The sequence below is a fragment of the Mycobacterium sp. GA-1199 genome, from assembly GCF_001500045.1.
Classification (GTDB): Bacteria; Actinomycetota; Actinomycetes; order Mycobacteriales; family Mycobacteriaceae; genus Mycobacterium.
On record NZ_LQIX01000012.1, the window covers coordinates 1 to 17,862 of the forward strand.

18 protein-coding genes are annotated in these 17,862 nt (G+C 67.4%); 11 read left to right on the plus strand and 7 right to left on the minus strand.

What is annotated here, in order from left to right; translation table 11 throughout:
• Positions 1 to 163: 163 nt before the first annotated feature.
• A complete protein-coding gene (locus AU198_RS08990) occupies positions 164 to 1,033 on the minus strand; it encodes a type IV toxin-antitoxin system AbiEi family antitoxin (protein ID WP_064347739.1) in 870 nt (289 codons plus the stop codon).
• A 179-nt stretch (positions 1,034 to 1,212) separates the two neighbouring features.
• Here AU198_RS08990 and AU198_RS08995 point away from each other — a divergent pair, with 179 nt between their 5' ends.
• Positions 1,213 to 3,108, plus strand: coding sequence for a DNA polymerase III subunits gamma/tau (locus tag AU198_RS08995; protein WP_064348163.1), 1,896 nt, complete (start codon positions 1,213 to 1,215; stop codon positions 3,106 to 3,108).
• A gap of 14 nt (positions 3,109 to 3,122) precedes the next feature.
• On the opposite strand, the gene AU198_RS09000 is transcribed toward AU198_RS08995, so the two are convergent.
• On the minus strand, positions 3,123 to 4,436 hold the full coding sequence (locus tag AU198_RS09000; RefSeq protein WP_064347741.1) for a class I SAM-dependent methyltransferase: 1,314 nt from the start codon (positions 4,434 to 4,436) through the stop codon (positions 3,123 to 3,125).
• Entirely contained in the window at positions 4,433 to 5,833 is a 1,401-nt protein-coding gene (locus AU198_RS09005) for an FAD-binding oxidoreductase (protein ID WP_064347743.1), read from the minus strand. Before AU198_RS09005 ends, AU198_RS09000 begins: the two co-directional genes overlap by 4 nt.
• Before the next feature lie 68 nt (positions 5,834 to 5,901).
• Here AU198_RS09005 and AU198_RS09010 point away from each other — a divergent pair, with 68 nt between their 5' ends.
• Positions 5,902 to 6,339, plus strand: coding sequence for an SRPBCC family protein (locus tag AU198_RS09010; protein ID WP_064347745.1), 438 nt, complete (start codon positions 5,902 to 5,904; stop codon positions 6,337 to 6,339).
• Positions 6,340 to 6,404: 65 nt separating this feature from the next.
• On the opposite strand, the gene AU198_RS09015 is transcribed toward AU198_RS09010, so the two are convergent.
• Positions 6,405 to 7,178: an Rv3717 family N-acetylmuramoyl-L-alanine amidase gene (locus tag AU198_RS09015; protein WP_064348164.1), complete on the minus strand. Its 774-nt coding sequence runs from the start codon at positions 7,176 to 7,178 to the stop codon at positions 6,405 to 6,407.
• Positions 7,179 to 7,289: 111 nt separating this feature from the next.
• Here AU198_RS09015 and AU198_RS09020 point away from each other — a divergent pair, with 111 nt between their 5' ends.
• Genes AU198_RS09020 through AU198_RS09030 form a run of 3 tightly spaced genes read left to right on the plus strand, consistent with a single transcriptional unit; the run spans position 7,290 to position 8,643 of the window.
• A complete protein-coding gene (locus AU198_RS09020) occupies positions 7,290 to 7,622 on the plus strand; it encodes a YbaB/EbfC family nucleoid-associated protein (RefSeq protein WP_064347748.1) in 333 nt (110 codons plus the stop codon).
• The gene (gene recR, locus AU198_RS09025) at positions 7,623 to 8,234 is read left to right on the plus strand and encodes a recombination mediator RecR (protein WP_064347750.1); all 612 of its coding nucleotides are present in this window, start codon (positions 7,623 to 7,625) and stop codon (positions 8,232 to 8,234) included. It abuts the gene before it with no gap.
• Positions 8,235 to 8,250: 16 nt separating this feature from the next.
• Entirely contained in the window at positions 8,251 to 8,643 is a 393-nt protein-coding gene (locus tag AU198_RS09030; RefSeq protein WP_064347751.1) for a hypothetical protein, read from the plus strand.
• Positions 8,644 to 8,664: 21 nt separating this feature from the next.
• Here the strand turns inward: AU198_RS09030 and AU198_RS09035 are convergent, their stop codons facing one another.
• Together AU198_RS09035 and AU198_RS09040 are read right to left on the minus strand one after the other, a co-directional pair.
• Positions 8,665 to 9,381, minus strand: a complete 717-nt coding sequence (locus AU198_RS09035) for a type 1 glutamine amidotransferase (RefSeq protein WP_064347752.1) — start codon at positions 9,379 to 9,381, stop codon at positions 8,665 to 8,667.
• Complete coding sequence (locus AU198_RS09040; RefSeq protein WP_064347753.1) at positions 9,374 to 10,609, minus strand: Mur ligase family protein; 1,236 nt, start codon at positions 10,607 to 10,609, stop codon at positions 9,374 to 9,376. The genes AU198_RS09035 and AU198_RS09040 overlap by 8 nt, the downstream gene beginning before the upstream one ends.
• 83 nt (positions 10,610 to 10,692) lie before the next feature.
• Here AU198_RS09040 and AU198_RS09045 point away from each other — a divergent pair, with 83 nt between their 5' ends.
• Positions 10,693 to 11,733, plus strand: coding sequence for a DEDDh family exonuclease (locus AU198_RS09045; protein WP_064347755.1), 1,041 nt, complete (start codon positions 10,693 to 10,695; stop codon positions 11,731 to 11,733).
• A 29-nt stretch (positions 11,734 to 11,762) separates the two neighbouring features.
• On the plus strand, positions 11,763 to 11,888 hold the full coding sequence (locus tag AU198_RS26800) for a hypothetical protein (RefSeq protein WP_286141447.1): 126 nt from the start codon (positions 11,763 to 11,765) through the stop codon (positions 11,886 to 11,888).
• 3 nt (positions 11,889 to 11,891) lie between these two features.
• On the opposite strand, the gene leuA is transcribed toward AU198_RS26800, so the two are convergent.
• Complete coding sequence (leuA, locus tag AU198_RS09050; protein ID WP_231744614.1) at positions 11,892 to 13,751, minus strand: 2-isopropylmalate synthase; 1,860 nt, start codon at positions 13,749 to 13,751, stop codon at positions 11,892 to 11,894.
• Between the two features lie 211 nt (positions 13,752 to 13,962).
• Here leuA and AU198_RS09060 point away from each other — a divergent pair, with 211 nt between their 5' ends.
• The 4 genes from AU198_RS09060 to AU198_RS09075 all read left to right on the plus strand — a co-directional run bounded on the left by AU198_RS09060 (position 13,963) and on the right by AU198_RS09075 (position 17,825).
• A complete protein-coding gene (locus AU198_RS09060; RefSeq protein ID WP_231744615.1) occupies positions 13,963 to 14,415 on the plus strand; it encodes a hypothetical protein in 453 nt (150 codons plus the stop codon).
• A 21-nt stretch (positions 14,416 to 14,436) separates the two neighbouring features.
• A complete protein-coding gene (locus AU198_RS09065; RefSeq protein WP_064348165.1) occupies positions 14,437 to 15,420 on the plus strand; it encodes a linear amide C-N hydrolase in 984 nt (327 codons plus the stop codon).
• 101 nt (positions 15,421 to 15,521) lie between these two features.
• The gene (locus AU198_RS09070; protein WP_064347761.1) at positions 15,522 to 16,787 is read left to right on the plus strand and encodes an aspartate kinase; all 1,266 of its coding nucleotides are present in this window, start codon (positions 15,522 to 15,524) and stop codon (positions 16,785 to 16,787) included.
• The gene (locus tag AU198_RS09075; RefSeq protein ID WP_064347762.1) at positions 16,788 to 17,825 is read left to right on the plus strand and encodes an aspartate-semialdehyde dehydrogenase; all 1,038 of its coding nucleotides are present in this window, start codon (positions 16,788 to 16,790) and stop codon (positions 17,823 to 17,825) included.
• The last annotated feature ends 37 nt before the right edge of the window (positions 17,826 to 17,862 follow it).

Below are 17,862 nucleotides of genomic sequence, written 5' to 3' on the forward strand. Positions count from 1 at the left end.
CACCCGCACCCCGGGCGGCATCTCCAACAGTCGATCCCAGACAGACACGATCAAAGAAATCTCGACGAACCGAAACTCCGAACGGACTCGGCATAGCGCAACTCCAATCACAACAGATGTTGCACTGACCGTATGAATCCGCGGCGAAAAACCGTCGCCAGATTCACAACCGAAGCCCGCGTGCGCGCAACGCGCTCTCGACCCTCGCCACATAGGTGGCGCGCCGGTAGCGCAGCAGGTCTCTGCTAACCCGGATGATCACCCAGTCGAGTTCGGTCAAGGCGAACTGCTTGTCGATGTCGCGCTGCCTCGCGCTCGGATCGGTCCAGTGTTGCGGGCCGTCGTATTCGATACCGACCTTGAAGTCCTCATACGCCATGTCGAGCCGGGCGAGGAACTGCCTGTACTCGTCGAATACGCGAACCTGCGTCTGCGGCGCCGGAAGCCCCGCGTCGATCAGCGCCAGCCGGGCCACCGTCTCCTGCGGGGATTCCGCACCGGCGTCCATCAGCGGAAGCACGCGTCTGAGCCGAGGAATGCCGCGGGCGCCCGCCTGCGCGGCGATCACCGCCTCCACGTCGACGTGTTTAAGGCTGGTGGCGTTGGCCAGAGCGTCGAGACGCTGCACTGCGACGGTCCGGTCTTCGAGATGGCGACCGAGGTCGAACGCCGTGCGTGCCGGAGTCGTCACACGCATCGCGGTCATGGTCAGGAGTTCGTTCGGTAGTACGCGTTCTATCCGCACGACGAGTTTGGTTGGCGCCCTGCGGTTGTCGTGGATGAGTTCAGCGGGCTCCGACCCGTCGATGTACTTGGTGCCCAAGACCGCCGCTGCCGACAGGCCCGCGACGATTCCGCGCCGCTTCGACCACAGCCATGCTGCCTGCGCGCGATCGCGCGCCGATACCGTGGCGTCACGTGGGACGTAGATACCCGGATACATCGGGGCGTACAGGCGGCGCATCACACGCTCGGAGATTGCGCCGGTGGCCAATGCTTCGCTCCCGACGAACGGCCATGGCAGTTCGGTCATGCTCGTACGGTGCATGCGGGGACCGACGGATCACGGCTGGGATCGCGAGTCATCCACAGGGTCGCCACCGTTTGTGCACCTGACGACGCTTAGAGCGTCCAAACCGTCGTCAGATGCACAATCCAGCGAGACAGGGCTGGCCCGCCCAGCCGTCACACCGCGCCGGTAGCCTGCTGACCGTGGCGCTCTACCGCAAGTACCGGCCCGCGACGTTCGCCGAAGTCGTCGGCCAGGAACATGTCACCGAGCCCCTGTCGACGGCGCTGACGTCGGGCCGGATCAACCACGCGTACCTGTTCTCCGGTCCGCGCGGGTGTGGCAAGACCTCGTCGGCACGCATCCTGGCGCGATCGCTGAACTGTGCGCAGGGCCCGACGGCCACGCCGTGCGGAGTGTGCGATTCCTGCGTGGCGCTCGCGCCGAACGGGCCCGGAAGCGTCGACGTCGTCGAACTCGACGCCGCCAGCCACGGCGGTGTCGACGACACCCGCGAGTTGCGTGACCGCGCGTTCTACGCCCCTGCGCAGTCGCGGTACCGAATCTTCATCGTCGACGAAGCGCACATGGTCACCACGGCAGGGTTCAACGCGCTGCTGAAGATCGTCGAGGAACCGCCCGAACACCTCATCTTCGTGTTCGCGACCACCGAACCGGAGAAGGTGCTGCCGACCATCCGCTCGCGCACACACCACTACCCGTTCCGACTGCTGGCACCTCGCACCATGCGCACGCTGCTGGAGGGCATCTGCGAGCAGGAGAACGTCACCGTCGACGACGCGGTGTACCCGCTGGTGATCCGCGCCGGCGGCGGGTCGCCCCGCGACACCCTGTCGGTGCTCGACCAGTTGCTCGCCGGTGCCGAAGGCAACCACGTCAACTACACGCGGGCACTGGCACTGCTGGGTGCGACGGATGTGGCGCTCATCGACGACGCGATCGACGCGCTGGCCGCCGGGGACGGCGCCGCGCTCTTCGGGGTGGTCGAGGCGGTGATCGACGCCGGTCACGACCCGCGACGGTTCGCGACCGATTTGTTGGAGCGGTTCCGCGACCTGATCATCCTGCAGTCGGTACCCGACGCCGCGGCGCGCGGAGTGGTCGACGGGCCCGAGGATGTGCTCGACCGGATGCGCGAGCAGGCCACGCGCATCGGCACCGCGACACTGACCCGCTACGCCGAAGTGGTGCACGCCGGCCTCGGCGAGATGCGCGGGGCCACGGCACCCCGGCTGCTGCTGGAAGTGGTGTGCGCGCGGCTGCTGCTGCCATCGGCCAGTGACACGGAATCGGCTCTACTGCAACGGATCGAGCGCATCGAGACGCGCCTGGACATGTCGATTCCGGCCGGAGAGGGCGCAGCGCCTCAGGTGAGCGGGCCGCCAAAGCAGTACGCCCGCAGGAGTAAGACCGAAACGTCGGCGGCCGAGTCGCCGCCCGCGCCGCCGCGCAGCGAGCCGCGGCCCCAACCCCAGCCCGAACCGAAGCCAGAGCCCCAGGCCGAAAGCAAGCCCGTACCCAAGCCCGAGTCCACGCCGACAGCGCCCGTGGCCGAGAGCAAACCGCCGTCGCCGCCCCCGGTGCGGCCGCCGTCCGATCCGGTGGTCGAGGCACCGCCCCCTGCCGCGGTGACGGGTGAGCCGAACGCCGCCGCGGTGCGCAGCATGTGGTCGACGGTGCGGGACAAGGTGCGCGAGCGCAGCCGCACCACCGAGGTGATGTTGTCGGGTGCGATCGTGCGCGCGGTCGAGGGCGACACACTGGTGCTCAGCCACGACTCGGCGCCGCTGGCCAAGCGATTGAGCGAACAGCGCAACGCCGACGTCATCCGCGAAGCGTTGAAGGACGCCCTCGGGGTGAACTGGAAGATCCGCTGCGAGGCGGGTCCGGCCGCGGCACCGCCGCCGCCGAAGGAACCGGTTCCGGCCGCGCCGCCTCCGCCTCCGCACGACGACGACGAGGAGGCGATGCTGGCCGAGGCCGGCAGCGACACCTCGGACACGCCGCGCCGCGATCCCGAGGAAGCCGCGCTCGAGCTACTGCAGAACGAGTTGGGCGCCCGGCGTATCGACGGCTGAGGCTGAGACGTCCACTACGGCGTCCACCACGGCCGCAGCGGCAGGCCGCCGTCGTAGCCGTCACGATCCAGCCTGACCGCCAGAACCTGGTGCAGCTGAACGACATTCGTCTCGAAGCCCAGGCGCGAGCCGGCCATGTACAGACCCCACACCTTGGCCGTCGCCAGCCCGACCTCGGCGACGGCGTCGTCCCAGTGCTCCACCAGGTTGCGACACCAGTCGCGCAGCGTCAGCGCGTAGTGGTGGCGCAGGTTCTCCTCGTGAACCACCTCCAGGCCGACATCCTGCGCCTCGGTGATGATGCGCCCGGAACCGGTGAGCTCCCCGTCGGGGAAGACGTACCGGTCGATGAAGCCCCCGGCGGTGGAACCGGTCCGGTTGTCCGGTCGGGTGATGCAGTGGTTGAGCAGCAGTGCGCCGTGACGCATCTTCGACTGGAGGAAATCGAAGTAGGCGGGGTAGTTGTGCACGCCGATGTGCTCGGTCAGCCCTATCGACGACACCGCGTCGAAATCGGACTCGCGCACATCGCGGTAGTCGCCGTGGCGCACCTCGGCGAGATCTCCGAGCCCGTCGCGGGCGATCGCCTCCCGCGCCCAGGACGCCTGCTCCTTCGACAGCGTGACCCCGAGCGCCTTGACGCCGTGCCGTGCGGCATAGCGCACCATGCCGCCCCACCCGCAGCCCACGTCGAGCAGGCGGTCGCCCGGTTTGAGGCGCAGCTTCTCGAACACCAGCCGGTACTTGTTCTCCTGCGCCTCCTCCAGCGTCGACCCGCTGTGCGGATAGCACGCGCACGTGTAGGTCATCGACGGGCCGAGCACCCACTCGTAGAACGTGTTGGAGACGTCGTAGTGGTGATGAATCGCCTCGGCATCACGAGTCTTGCTGTGGCGCAGTCCTTCCGCGATCCGACGCCACCGCGGCAGCGCCTCCTGCGGGGGCGGCGCGATCGGCTTGAGGTGCTCGATGCCGATGGAGCGCACGATCTGGGCGAGCACCCGCGCGGGCGGACGTTTGAAGTCCATCTTGTCGGCGAGCGCCTTGAGCAGCTCATAAGGATCCCCCGGATGCACACCGTGCGTCGCCAGATCGCCCGATACGTAAGCGCGCGCCAGCCCCAGATCCCCAAGCGCAGTTGCCAGATACGTCGTGCCGCGCGGCGTCAGCAGCTCCATGCCGAGCGGGGCGTCTTCGGGTCCGGCTGTGCTTCCGTCGTAGGCGCTGAAGCGCAGCGGCAGGTTTCCGCCCGCGAAGATCTCCAAAATCTCGGCCAGCGTGAGCTTTCCCGCCGGTGCCTGCGCCGCGTGTTCCTTGAAAGTCGTCATCGTCTCTGCACCGCCTTCGCATAGAGATCGAGCAGCCGTGAATCTGGATCGTATGCCTTTTTCACTATCTTGTATGTCTCGCCGCCGTACAGATCGTCGAACTCTTCGCGGCTGTAGAACGAATCCGAATACAACGACTTGTGACCGTCGAGTTCGCTGACCTTGCGTTCGATCAACATGTTGGTGTGTCCTTCGCTGGGGCCGACCGGCACCGACGACCAGAACCCGACGTTGACGTAGGTGTGGTTCGGCCGAAGCGGATACAGGGGCCACGCGCCGTCTGCGCCGGCGTCGTCGCGAAGTCGTAACGGGCACAACCAGATCGGCTCGATCGGCACATTGTCGAGAAACCAGTGCAGGAATTCGGTGACTCGTTCGATCGGCACTTCGACGTCCTGCACGACGCGTTCGCGCGGCGGCCGCCCGTTACGCTGCTCGATCCGATCGGCGATGTCGAACCGCTGGTCGAGCGCGACCAGCTTCCAGTAGAAGCTGGAGCGCCGGTACCGACGGGGCCACCACCGGCGAATCCGCGGGTTCTGGACGCCGAACGCCCGTGAGCACCAGAACCAGTCGGTGTCCCACCGCCACAGGTAGTCGTGGATCGTCAGACGGTCGTGCTTCTGAGCGCCGTTGTCCCCCGCGTGCTGAATCGAGCGGTAGTAGATGTGCTGGCCGGTGTAGTCGCTGACGGGTCCGGGTGTGGTGGTCTTGAATCCGAGTGTCAGGTAGGCCTCGTCGGCGGAGAACACCACACCGTCGAGATAGTCGACGGGAGCGCCCTCGTAGCCGCGCGTCTCGACGATGCCGTCCATGGCGGCGACGAGGTCCTCGATGCTGTTGAACCGCAGGTGGCGCAGCGCGACGAACGGCTTCACGGTTTCCAGCTCGATCTTCAACCGAACCGAATAGCCCAATGTGCCATACGAATTCGGGAATGTTCGATACAAGTCGGTGTTCTGGTCCGGTGACGCGGTGACGACGTCGCCGGTGCCGGTGAGGATGTCCATCTCCAGTACCGACTCGTGTGGAAGCCCGTTCCGGAACGACGTCGACTCGATGCCGAGCCCGGTGACCGCCCCGCCGAGCGTGATCGTCTTCAGCTGCGGTACCACCAACGGCGACAAGCCGTGTGGCAACGTCGCGGCGACAAGATCTTCGTACGTGCACATACCGGCCACGTCGGCGGTGCGCGCCTCGGGGTCCACGGCGATGACACCGGTCAACCCCGAGACGTCCAGGCCCTTCGCGGTGGTTTTGGCCCGCGGGCGGAACAGGTTCGACGTGGGCTTGGCCAGGCGAACGGTGGCATCGGGCGGAATCGCACGATAGCTGCTCAGTAGCCGCTGCACGCCCGCGGCATGAAGAGCACGTGCGTCGGTTCGGGCAACAGACACGGATATACGCTAGTCCGAGGTCGCAGGCGATGCGACCGCATAGAACTTCTACCGAGGAGCGTGCACCGATGGGACAGGTCAGTGCATCGAGCACCGTCCTGATCGACACTGCGCCGGAGACGGTGTTGTCGGCCATCGCGGACTACGCGAACGTGCGACCGAAGATCCTGTCGCCGCACTACAGCGACTACCAGGTGCTCGAGGGCGGACAGGGAGCGGGCACTGTGGCCACCTGGAAGCTGCAGGCGACCAAGTCGCGGGTCCGCGACGTCAAAGCCGAGATCGACGTGGCCGGTCACACGGTCATCGAAAAGGACGCCAACTCCTCGATGATCACCAACTGGACCGTCGCACCCGCCGGTCCCGGATCCTCGGTGACGGTCAAGACGTCCTGGCAGGGTGCGGGCGGGATCGGCGGCTTCTTCGAGAAGACGTTCGCGCCGCTGGGGCTGCGCAAGATCCAGTCCGAGGTGCTGGAGAACCTCAAGAAGCATCTCGAGGGATGACCTCGCTAAGCGGTTGATCGCAAGCACCTGGTGCACGCGATCAACCCGTTAGAGGCAGGTCGGGACTACGTCGACCCCAGGAACCCCGCGATGCCGCGCACCACGGCGTCGGCGTACTTCTGCCGCCCCTCCGGCGTCTTCATCAACGCCGAATCGACCGGGTTCTTCATGTTGCCCAGCTCCACCAGGATCGACGGGTACTGGGCGAGGTTCAGGCCCGCGATGTCCGACCGCGGGTTGAGGCCGCCCGAGCCGATGTAGGTCGACGGCACGAAACCGGATGCCTGCAACTGGTCGCGCATGATCCCCGCGAATCGGGGAGACGGCCCCGCCTGCGCGTCGTTGAGCGGCGGGGACGAGTACAGGACGTGAAAACCGCGCCCGGTCGGCGGGCCGCCGTCGGCGTGGATGCTCACGATCGCGTTGGGTTTGATCGAGTTGGCCAGCGCGGCGCGCTCGTCGACGCACGGGCCCAGGCCGGTGTCGTCGCCGCGCGACATGGCGGTGCGCACGCCCAGCGCGTGCAGGGCCTGGCGAACGCGCAGCGTGGTCTCCCAGGCGAACGTGTGCTCGGCGTAACCGTCGTCGGTGGAAGTGCCGCTGGCCTGGCAGTCCTTGGTGCCGCCGCGGCCGGTGGGCACCTGTTTGCTGATCGAGGCGTCGTTGGCGCCGTTGTGTCCCGGGTCGAGGAACACGATCTTGCCCGCGATGTTCGCGGGCGCGGCCTCGGCCTCGAAGGCGGGGTTGACGAGCGTCGATGCGGCGACGAGAAGTCCGGTCGCCACCGCGGCACAGCCGCGCAATGCTCTCGTGGCGCCGACACGCAGGCGGGCAGGCACGGCCGTCACCGTAACCGCAACGACGACTACGCTGAAAGCTCAAACGGCCGCGAGCCGAGGACAGAAACCAAGTCGAGACCGGACCGCAACCAAGACGCAAGGGGACCACTCATGCAACCGCAAGGCCAACCCGATATGTCCGCGCTGCTCGCGCAGGCCCAGCAGGTGCAGCAGCAGCTGATGGAGGCGCAGGAGGCGCTGGCCAACGCCCAGGTGCACGGTCAGGCCGGCGGCGGTCTGGTGCAGGTCACGATGAGGGGCAGCGGCGAGGTGGTGGCCGTGTCGATCGACCCGAAGGTCGTCGATCCCGAGGACATCGAGACCCTGCAGGATCTCGTGGTCGGCGCCATCTCCGACGCCGCCAAGCAGGTCACCATCCTCGCCCACGACCGGCTTGGGCCGCTCGCGGGCGGCATGGGCAATCTCGGTATCCCGGGAATGTAATTGTTCGAGGGACCCGTCCAGGATCTGATCGACGAGCTCGGCAAGCTGCCCGGCATCGGGCCGAAGAGCGCTCAGCGGATCGCCTTTCACCTGCTGTCGGTGGAGCCGCCCGACATCGACCGGTTGACCGCCGTGCTGAACAAGGTGCGCGACGGGGTGAAGTTCTGCGCGGTGTGCGGCAACGTCTCCGACGACGACCGCTGCCGCATCTGCAGCGATCCCCGGCGCGACGCCGCACTGGTCTGCGTGGTCGAAGAGCCGAAAGACGTACAGGCCGTCGAGCGCACCCGCGAGTTCCGCGGGCGCTACCACGTGCTGGGCGGCGCGCTGGATCCGCTGTCCGGCGTCGGGCCCGAACAGCTGCGAATCCGTGAGCTGCTCAACAGGATCGGCGAGCGGGTGGACGGGGTGGACATCACCGAGGTGATCATCGCGACCGACCCCAACACCGAAGGCGAGGCGACGGCGACCTACCTCGTGCGCATGCTGCGCGACATCCCGGGGCTGACGGTCACACGGATCGCGTCTGGTCTGCCGATGGGTGGAGACCTGGAGTTCGCCGATGAGCTGACGCTCGGCCGCGCACTGGCCGGCCGACGCGCGATGGCATAGCCGAGAAAGGACATCCATGCCGGACGAGTTCAAGGTCGAGGTCGAGCTCGGCAGCGAGCAGCATCTCTCGTTCTGGGAGAAGCTGCGCACCCTTGATCTGGACAACGACGCGCGCGAGCGGCTCGGATCGCGGGTGACGGTGACCCGCGACGGCGAGCGCATCCAGCTGTACACCGCCACCTTGGCCGACGCGCAGGAGGCCGAGCGCACGGTGCGCACGTTGGTGGCCGACGACGGCGTCGACGCGCAGTACACGGTCAGCCGGTGGGACGCCGCGAGCCAGGAGTGGGTGGACCCTGTCAGCGGTGAAGAGGTGCCCGACGATGCGCCGGAGGTGCCGACTCCGGATCCGCGCTATGTGATCCTCGAGGCGTACAAGCCGGAGTTCCTGCGCGACCTCGGCCTGTAACTCCGCGCCGCGGAAGTTGTCTCAGACCCGTCGGGGCGCGGCCAGGCGTTCGCGCCGCAACTGCTCCACCTCGTCGAGGTGCAGTGGCGGCAGGTCACCGACCACCCGGCTCAACAGGTGGTCGGCCAGCTCCGGGTTGCGGGCCAGGCACGGTCCGTGCAGATAGGTGGCGATGACGCTGCCCTGCACCGCGCCGTCGAAACCGTCTCCGTCGCGATTCCCCGCACCCTTGATCACCTTGGCAAGGGGCCGCGCGTCTGCGCCGAGAACGGTCCCACCGCGGTGGTTTTCGAATCCCGTCAGCCGCTGCGATAGGCCGGTCAGCAACGGCTGGGACACCACCTCGCCGATCGTGCGCTTGCCCTGCGGTGAGGTCGTGACATCGAGCAGGCCCACGCCGTCCACGCGTTCGCCCGACGAAGTCTCGTACCAGTGCCCCAGCACCTGGATGGCCGCGCAGATCGCCAGCACCGGCGCTCCCCGCGCCGCCGCCTGTTGCAAACCGGGATACCGCAGCAGGTGCTTGGTGGCCAGGCGTTGGGCATAGTCCTCGGCGCCCCCGAGCGTGTACAGGTCCAGCTCCGACGGCACCGGATCGTCCAACGTGATCTCCACGATCTCGGCGTCGAAACCCCGCAGCCGCAGGCGTTGTCGCAGCACGACGGAATTGCCCCCGTCACCGTAGGTTCCCATCACGTCGGGCAACACCAACCCGATACGCACCGCCGACTCACGCATCGGGCAGCCGCCTGTTCAGCTGCAGAAAAGCGGTGTAGTTGGCGATCACCTCAACGTGCCCGGGCGGACACGAGGCGATCGCGGCGAGCGTGTCATGCACCAGCGTGTGCTCGACGCCCGCGTAGCCCAAGCGCACTGCCAGGTCGGTGCCTCGCTCGCCTGCCGCCACCACGTGGGTGTCCTCGAAGTGCTCGAAGCGGACGTCCCACAACCAGGACAGGTCTTCACCGTCGGGCACCTGGCCGTTGACCGAGATCACCACGCCCGCACCGTGTTTGTCGACCATCGACAAGGCTTCCTGCCAGCCTGCCGGGTTCTTCGCCAACAGCACCCGCGCGGTGTGCTCGCCGAGTCGCACGGTGCGGTAGCGCCCGGCGACCTCGTCGACACCCGACACCGCTGCCACCGCCTCCGCCGGATCGGCGCCCATCGCGACCGCCGCCGCCACGGCCTGCGCGGCGTTGCCGCGGTTGACGGCGCCGGGCAGCGACAGCGTCATCGGCAGCGAAAACCCGTCCGGGCCATAGATATTGGTGTCATCGAACCACCAGTGCGGGCTGGGACGCTTGAAATCGGTTCCGGTGGAACGCCAGTCGCGGCTCTTGCCGCCGTCGCGCAGGATGATCTCACCGGAGCGGGGGCAGCTGACCGAATCGTTGGCCCAGCTGCCGCCCGCGGCCACCCACACCACGTTGGGGCTGTCGTATGCGGCCGAGGTCATCAGCACGTCGTCACAGTTGGCGACCACGACGGCCGACGGGTGACGAGCCAGTCCGGCGCGCAGGGTGCGTTCGATGTGGTTGATCTCGCCGACGCGGTCCAGTTGATCGCGCGACAGGTTCAGCAGCACGATCACCTCAGGGTCGACCGCTTCGGCCACGTGTGGGACGTGCATTTCGTCGACCTCGAGGGCGGCCAGGGGCGCCTGCCGCGCACCGGCCAGCGCGGCCACCAGCCCGGCGTCCATGTTCGCGCCGGTGTCGTTGGTGGCGACCGGTCCGATTGTGCGCAGCGCCGCCGCGATCATCCTGGTCGTCGTCGACTTGCCGTTGGTCCCGGTGACCACCACGGTGTCACGGTCCGCGCCGAGCTGGCGCAGCAGGGACTTGTCGAGCGCCAGCGCGACCAGCCCGCCGATCATCGCCCCCGCACCGCGCCCGGTGACCCGCGACGCCCAGCGGGCGCCCGCACCGGCCGCGAGGGCGAGCCGTCCACGTGTCGTGACCACCCCGGCAGTTTAGGTAGCCGACACGCTGGCAGGCGATTCGGCGAGGTCCCGGCTTTGTCACAGCACCGTGCGATCCTGACGAAGTGGGCCCAACGGACACCGGAGGTCACCGGCCGAGCGGCTCTGACGCCGAGAATCGGCCCCGCTGGGGCCGGCCGGCAGAGCATGCCGGAGAAGGCTGGGCGGTCGTCGACGTGGAGACCTCGGGCTTCCGACCGGGCCAGGCCCGCATCGTCAGCATCGCCGCGCTCGCCCTAGGCGACGACGGCAACGTCGAGAAGAGCCTGTACACGCTGCTGAACCCCGGTGTCGATCCGGGCCCGACCCATGTACACGGTCTGACGGCCGACATGTTGGAGGGCCAACCCACCTTCGCCGACATCGTCGACCATCTCGTCGAGTTGCTCGATTGCCGCACGCTGGTCGCGCACAACGTCGGCTTCGATTACTCGTTCCTGGCCGCCGAAACCGAATTGGTCAACCGCGAGCTGCCCACCGACACCGTGATGTGCACCGTCGAACTGGCGCGCAGGCTGGACCTGGGCACCGAGAACCTGCGGCTGGAAACGCTCGCCGCGAACTGGGGCATCAGCCAGATCCGGCCGCACGACGCCCTCGACGACGCCCTCGTGCTCGCCCAGATCCTCAAGCCGGCGCTCGTACGCGCGCGGGAACGCCGGGTCTGGCTACCGGTGCACCCGGTATCCCGAAGACGCTGGCCCAACGGTGTGGTCACCCACGACGAGCTGCGCCCACTCAAGGCGGTGGCCTCCCGCTTGCCGTGCCCCTACCTCAATCCGGGCCGATACGTCACCGGGCGACCGCTGGTGCAGGGCATGCGGATCGCCCTGTCGGCCGAGCTTGAACGCACCCACGAAGAGCTCATCGAGCGGATCCTGCACGCCGGGCTGGCCTACACCGACACCGTGGACGCCGAGACCTCGCTGGTGCTCTGCAACGACGCCCATCCGGCCCAGGGCAAGGGTTACCACGCCGGGGAGCTGGGTGTCCCGCTGGTCGGCGACGCGGAATTCATGCGCGCGATCGACAGCGTCGTCGGCGGCACCGGCGTCGAGGAGTTCACCGACACCACGCTCGCCGGCGACCAGTTCGCACTGTTCTGAATGGCAGACCATCGCATCGAACGGTCCTTGTGATCTCGATCGACGGTTCACCGATCACGTTCCAGTGGTTCGATCTGGTGTCCGCGCTGGCGATCCTGGGTCTCCTCGCGGTCATCTTCTGGATGTCGCTCGTCGACTCACCCCGACGCGAGTGAGGGTCAGCGCGACGCCCGGTTGACCGCCGAGACCACCGCGCGCAGCGATGCGGTGGTGATCGAGGTCGCGATGCCGACACCCCATACGGTGGTTCCGCCGATCGACGCCTCGACGTAGGCCGCGGCTTGCGCCTCCTCACCCGCTGAGAGCGCGTGCTCGGAGTAGTCGAGCACCGAAACGTCAAAACCGATGGCGCCCAACGCATCGACGAACGCGGCGAGCGGACCGTTGCCCGCGCCGACGATCTCGCGCTCGACACCGTCGACCTTCACCACCGCCTCGATGGTGTCGGTGCCACCGTCGACCTCCGCGGCCGTCACCTTCTGGCGGATGCGCTCGAGTGGGCGGATCGGCGCCAGATACTCCTCGGCGAAGACGTCCCACATCTCCTTCGGGGACACCTCGCCGCCCTCGCCGTCGGTGATCTTCTGGATCGCCTGGCTGAACTCGATCTGCAGCCGTCGCGGAAGTGCCAGACCGTGATCGGCCTTCATGATGTAGGCGACGCCGCCCTTGCCGGACTGCGAGTTCACCCGGATGACGGCCTCGTACGTGCGACCGACGTCCTTCGGGTCGATCGGCAGATACGGCACCTGCCAAAGGATGTCGTCGACGTCCTTGTCCGCGGCGTCGGCATCGACCTTCATCTGGTCCAGGCCCTTGTTGATGGCGTCCTGGTGGCTGCCCGAGAACGCGGTGTAGACCAGATCGCCGCCGTACGGGTGGCGTTCGTGCACCGGCAGCTGATTGCAGTACTCGACGGTGCGGCGGATCTCGTCGATGTTGGAGAAGTCGATCTGCGGGTCGACGCCGCGCGAGAACAGGTTCAGCCCCAGCGTCACCAGGCAGACGTTCCCGGTGCGCTCCCCATTGCCGAACAGGCAGCCCTCGATCCGGTCGGCACCGGCCTGATAGCCCAATTCTGCTGCGGCGACGGCGGTTCCGCGATCGTTGTGCGGATGCAGGCTCAAGATGATGCTGTCGCGAGGACTCAGATGCCGGTGCATCCACTCGATCGAGTCGGCGTAGACGTTCGGGGTCGCCATCTCGACGGTCGCGGGCAGGTTGACGATCAGCGGCACGTCGGGCGTCGGCTCGATGATCTCGGCGACGGCGTTGCACACGTCGACCGCATACTCCAGTTCGGTGCCCGTGTAGGACTCCGGCGAGTACTCGAACCGCCACTGGGTGCCGGGATACTTCTTGGCCTCCTCCACGCACATCCGCGCGCCGTCGGTGGCGATCGCCTTGACCGCGTCGCGGTCGGCGCGGAACACCACCCGCCGCTGCAGGATCGACGTGGAGTTGTAGAAGTGCACGATCGCGCGCGGCGCACCTTCACAGGCCTCAAACGTCCGCTCGATCAGCTCCGGGCGGCACTGCGTCAGCACCTGGATGGTGACGTCGTCGGGGATGACGCCTTCGGTGATGATCTCGCGGACGAAGTCGAAGTCGGTCTGGCTGGCCGACGGGAAGCCGACCTCGATCTCTTTGTAGCCCATACGCACCAGCAGGTCGAACATGCGGCGCTTGCGCTGCGGGCTCATCGGGTCGATCAGCGCCTGGTTGCCGTCGCGCAGGTCGACCGCGCACCACATCGGCGCCGAGTCGATGACCCTGTCCGGCCAGGTGCGGTCGGGCAGCGTGATGTTCTCGACCTCGTCGGCGAAACTGCGGTACCGGTTGATCGGCATCGCCGAACCGCGCTGGGTGTTCCACGCCGGCTGGCCGGGATGGGGCGGACCCGAAGGTTTGGTGATCTGACGGACTGAGGAGAACGCGTCGGGGGAATCGGGTGATGGTTTCGAGAACGTGGTCACGGTATTGCTCCGGGAGTTTGAAGGGGAACTCGACCGGCGCATCGCGAACACCCGCGACGGGAAGCCGGTCCGATCAGACCCCGTCGCGGCTGCCGAGAAGGAGCACCCGCTGCACGTCGAACACTGTACTCCGGGCCGCGCGCGTCACCAAACCACTGCGCTGGCGCGAGCGCGCAGCTAGGTACGGTTTGGGGCACCGGACTTTACAACAGTGATCGCTCGCCGAGTTGTGGCGCTGGCTAGAGTTGCGGCGGTGAAGTCTCTTGATCGGCGGTGGTGGGTGGCGATCGCCGTCGTGGTGATCGTGATCGTGGCACTGGTCTACAGCCAACTGCAGCAACCGCCCGAAGAATGCCGTCCGGTCCTCGATTTCCTCGAATACAACCAGCAGCAGAACGACTTGATCAGCTCCAAGAGCGAGGGCGCCGAGGGTCCGCCGACCGCGGCCGAGGAGCTGGCGTACCGCGAATGGGCCGACGGCCTCTCCGAGCGCGCCCGCAAGATCGACACCCCCGAGCTGCGGTTCACCGCCGTCGAAGTCGCCGACCTCGCCGGCCTGTTCGTCCAGAAGTTGCCCCAGGCGCGCGCGGAGACGCAGAACAGGGCTCCCGGCGCACCGGCACCACAGATCTACTACGAGATGTCGGCGCTCGACACCCAACTGCGGCGCAAGCTCGCCGAGCTGTCCGAGGCCTGCGCGAACTGAGCGCCTCATACGATGCGTGTCGTGTGCACCCGCGTCGTCTACCTCGGAACCGAGAATCGCAACATCACCGGCCGCTCCATGGACTGGAAGTCGGAGATCCAAACGAATCTGTGGGCGCTACCGCGGGGCGTCCACCGAACCGGTCAGGCCGGCACCGGCTCGACGGAGTGGACGTCGAAGTACGGCAGCGTGGTCGCGACCGGCTACGACATCAGCACAACCGATGGCGTGAACGAGGCCGGACTCGTGGTCAATCTGCTGTGGCTGGCCGAATCGGTGTATCCCGCCGAAACCGCCGCGGGTCCCGCGGTCTCGTTGGCGCTGTGGGGCCAGTACGTGCTCGACAACTTCGCGACGGTTGGCGAGGCCGTGGCGGCGCTGACCGCGACCCCGCTGCGGGTGGCCACCGCCCAGGTCCCCGGCGAGGAGCGGATGGCGACGCTGCACCTGGCGATGTCGGATGCCGGCGGCGACAGCGCGATCGTCGAGTACATCGACGGTGAGCAGGTCATTCACCACGGAAGCCAATACCGCGTGATGACGAACTCACCGACCTTCGACAAGCAGCTGGCGATCAGCGAGTACTGGAAGCAGATCGGCGGCACCGTGATGCTGCCGGGGACCAACCGTGCCGCGGACCGGTTCGTGCGGGCGTCGTTCTACATCGACGCGGTCCCCAAGACCGACGATCCGCTGCTGGCCGCCGCGACGGTGTTCAGCGTCGTGCGCAACGCGTCGGTGCCGTACGGGATCTCCACGCCCGACGAGCCGAACATCTCGACCACCCGCTGGCGCACGGTCGTCGACCACAAGGCGTTGCGCTACTTCTTCGAGTCGGCGCTCTCGCCGAACACGTTCTGGGTCGAGCTGGGCAACCTCGACTTCTCGCCGGGCGGCCCGACGCTGCGGCTGCCGCTCGGCGAGGGCGAGAAGACGATCTACGCCGGTGATGCCAGCGCGAAGTTCGAGGAAGCCGACCCGTTCCCGTTCCTCGGAGTTGCCTGATCGTCGCGGGTTCCCGCCGGCCCACCACGGGGGAAAGAAATCGGATGCGCGCAGCCCTTATCCTTATTGGGATCCTTCCCAGCACTTGAAAGGCTTGATCAGTGGCGCTCGTCGTGCAGAAGTACGGCGGATCCTCGGTGGCCGATGCCGAGCGGATCCGACGCGTGGCCGAGCGGATTGTCGAGACGCGCAAGCAGGGCAACGACGTGGTCGTGGTCGTCTCGGCGATGGGCGACACCACCGACGAGCTGCTCGACCTGGCCAACCAGGTGTGCCCGGCGCCGCCGCCGCGCGAGATGGACATGCTGCTGACAGCCGGTGAGCGGATTTCCAATGCGCTGGTCGCGATGGCCATCCACTCGCTCGGCGCGCAGGCCCGCTCGTTCACCGGTTCCCAGGCCGGCGTGATCACCACCGGAATCCACGGCAACGCGAAGATCATCGACGTCACCCCCGGCCGGTTGCGGGACGCGCTCGACGAGGGCGTCATCGTCCTGGTCGCCGGGTTCCAGGGGGTCAGCCAGGACAGCAGGGACGTCACCACGTTGGGGCGCGGCGGGTCGGACACCACCGCCGTGGCGTTGGCCGCGGCGCTGAAGGCCGACGTCTGCGAGATCTACACCGACGTCGACGGCATCTTCACTGCGGACCCGCGGATCGTGCCCAACGCGCACCACCTCGAGCAGGTCAGCTTCGAGGAGATGCTCGAGATGGCCGCCTGCGGCGCCAAGGTGCTGATGCTGCGCTGCGTGGAGTACGCCCGGCGCTACGACGTGCCGATTCGCGTGCGCTCGTCATACTCGGACAACCCCGGCACCCTGGTGACCGGATCGATGGAGGACATACCCGTGGAAGATGCCATCCTGACCGGAGTCGCACACGACCGCAGCGAGGCCAAGGTCACCGTCGTCGGTATCCCGGACGTGCCGGGTTATGCCGCCAAGGTGTTCCGCGCCGTCGCCGACGCCGACATCAACATCGACATGGTGTTGCAGAACATCTCCAAGGTCGAGGACGGCAAGACCGACATCACGTTCACCTGCCCGCGGGACAACGGCCCGGCCGCGGTGCAGAAGCTGACCTCGCTGCAGGGCGAGATCGGTTTCACCGGTGTGCTCTACGACGACCACATCGGCAAGGTGTCGCTGGTGGGCGCCGGCATGAAGAGCCATCCCGGAGTGACCGCCAAATTCTGCGAGACGCTGGCCGAGGTCGGGGTGAACATCGACCTGATCTCCACTTCGGAGATCCGGATCTCGGTGCTGGTCAAGGACACCGACCTGGACAAGGCAGTCGCCGCGCTCCACGAGGCTTTTGGGCTCGGCGGTGACCAGGACGCCATCGTCTACGCGGGGACGGGCCGTTAAATGGTCAACATCGGTGTGGTTGGGGCGACCGGTCAGGTCGGCCAGGTGATGCGAACGCTGTTGGAGGACCGCGACTTTCCGGCCACCGGTGTGCGGTTCTTCGCCTCAGCGCGCTCGCAGGGTCGGAAGCTTCCCTTCCGGGGGCAGGAGATCGAGGTCGAGGACGCCGCGACCGCCGATCCCTCGGGCCTGGACATCGCGTTGTTCTCCGCCGGCGCGACGATGTCGCGCGTGCAGGCGCCGCGGTTCGCCGAAGCCGGTGCGATCGTGGTCGACAACTCGTCGGCCTGGCGTAAGGACCCCGACGTTCCGCTGGTGGTCAGCGAGGTGAACTTCGCACGCGACGTGCGGGGCGTCACCCTCAAGAAGGGCATCATCGCGAACCCGAACTGCACGACGATGGCCGCGATGCCGGTGCTCAAGCCGCTGCACGACGAAGCGGGCCTGGTGCGCATGATCGCCTCGACCTATCAGGCGGTGTCGGGAAGCGGCGTCGCCGGGGTGGAGGAGTTGTTCGGCCAGTCCAGCGCGGTCGTGAACAACAGCCGGGATCTGGTGGCCGACGGTTCCGCGGTCGACTTCCCGGCGCCCTCGAAGTACGTCGCGCCGATCGCGTTCAACGTGGTCCCGCTGGCCGGGTCGTATGTCGACGACGACTCCGGTGAAACCGACGAGGACCAGAAGTTGCGCAACGAGACCCGAAAGATCCTGGGCATCCCGGATCTGGCGGTGAGCGGTACCTGCGTGCGGGTCCCGGTGTACACGGGGCATTCGTTGTCGCTGAACGTTGAATTCTCCCAACCGCTTTCGGTGCAGCGGGCCACGGAGTTGTTGGGCGCGGCGCCGGGCGTGACGCTGGTCGACGTGCCGACACCGTTGGCTGCGGCGGGGGTGGACGACTCGCTGGTCGGCCGGATCCGGCAGGATCCCGGCGTGCCTGACGGGCGCGGGCTGGCGCTGTTCGTGTCCGGCGACAACCTTCGCAAGGGCGCGGCACTCAACACGATTCAGATCGCCGAGCTGCTGGCCCGGGGCTGATTTGCGTCGGGACCGACGTTTTGGCGGGAAATCGCGA

What these genes read in the sequence shown, in the direction of transcription:
- AU198_RS09020 (WP_064347748.1), top strand. Translation starts at nt 7,290, where the DNA reads ATGCAACCGCAAGGCCAACCCGATATGTCCGCGCTGCTCGCGCAGGCC.
- AU198_RS09075 (WP_064347762.1), top strand. Translation starts at nt 16,788, where the DNA reads ATGGTCAACATCGGTGTGGTTGGGGCGACCGGTCAGGTCGGCCAGGTG.
- leuA (WP_231744614.1), bottom strand. Translation starts at nt 13,751, where the DNA reads ATGCGCCGGTCGAGTTCCCCTTCAAACTCCCGGAGCAATACCGTGACC.
- AU198_RS09035 (WP_064347752.1), bottom strand. Translation starts at nt 9,381, where the DNA reads ATGCGTGAGTCGGCGGTGCGTATCGGGTTGGTGTTGCCCGACGTGATG.
- AU198_RS09010 (WP_064347745.1), top strand. Translation starts at nt 5,902, where the DNA reads ATGGGACAGGTCAGTGCATCGAGCACCGTCCTGATCGACACTGCGCCG.
- AU198_RS09030 (WP_064347751.1), top strand. Translation starts at nt 8,251, where the DNA reads ATGCCGGACGAGTTCAAGGTCGAGGTCGAGCTCGGCAGCGAGCAGCAT.
- AU198_RS08990 (WP_064347739.1), bottom strand. Translation starts at nt 1,033, where the DNA reads ATGACCGAACTGCCATGGCCGTTCGTCGGGAGCGAAGCATTGGCCACC.
- AU198_RS09000 (WP_064347741.1), bottom strand. Translation starts at nt 4,436, where the DNA reads ATGACGACTTTCAAGGAACACGCGGCGCAGGCACCGGCGGGAAAGCTC.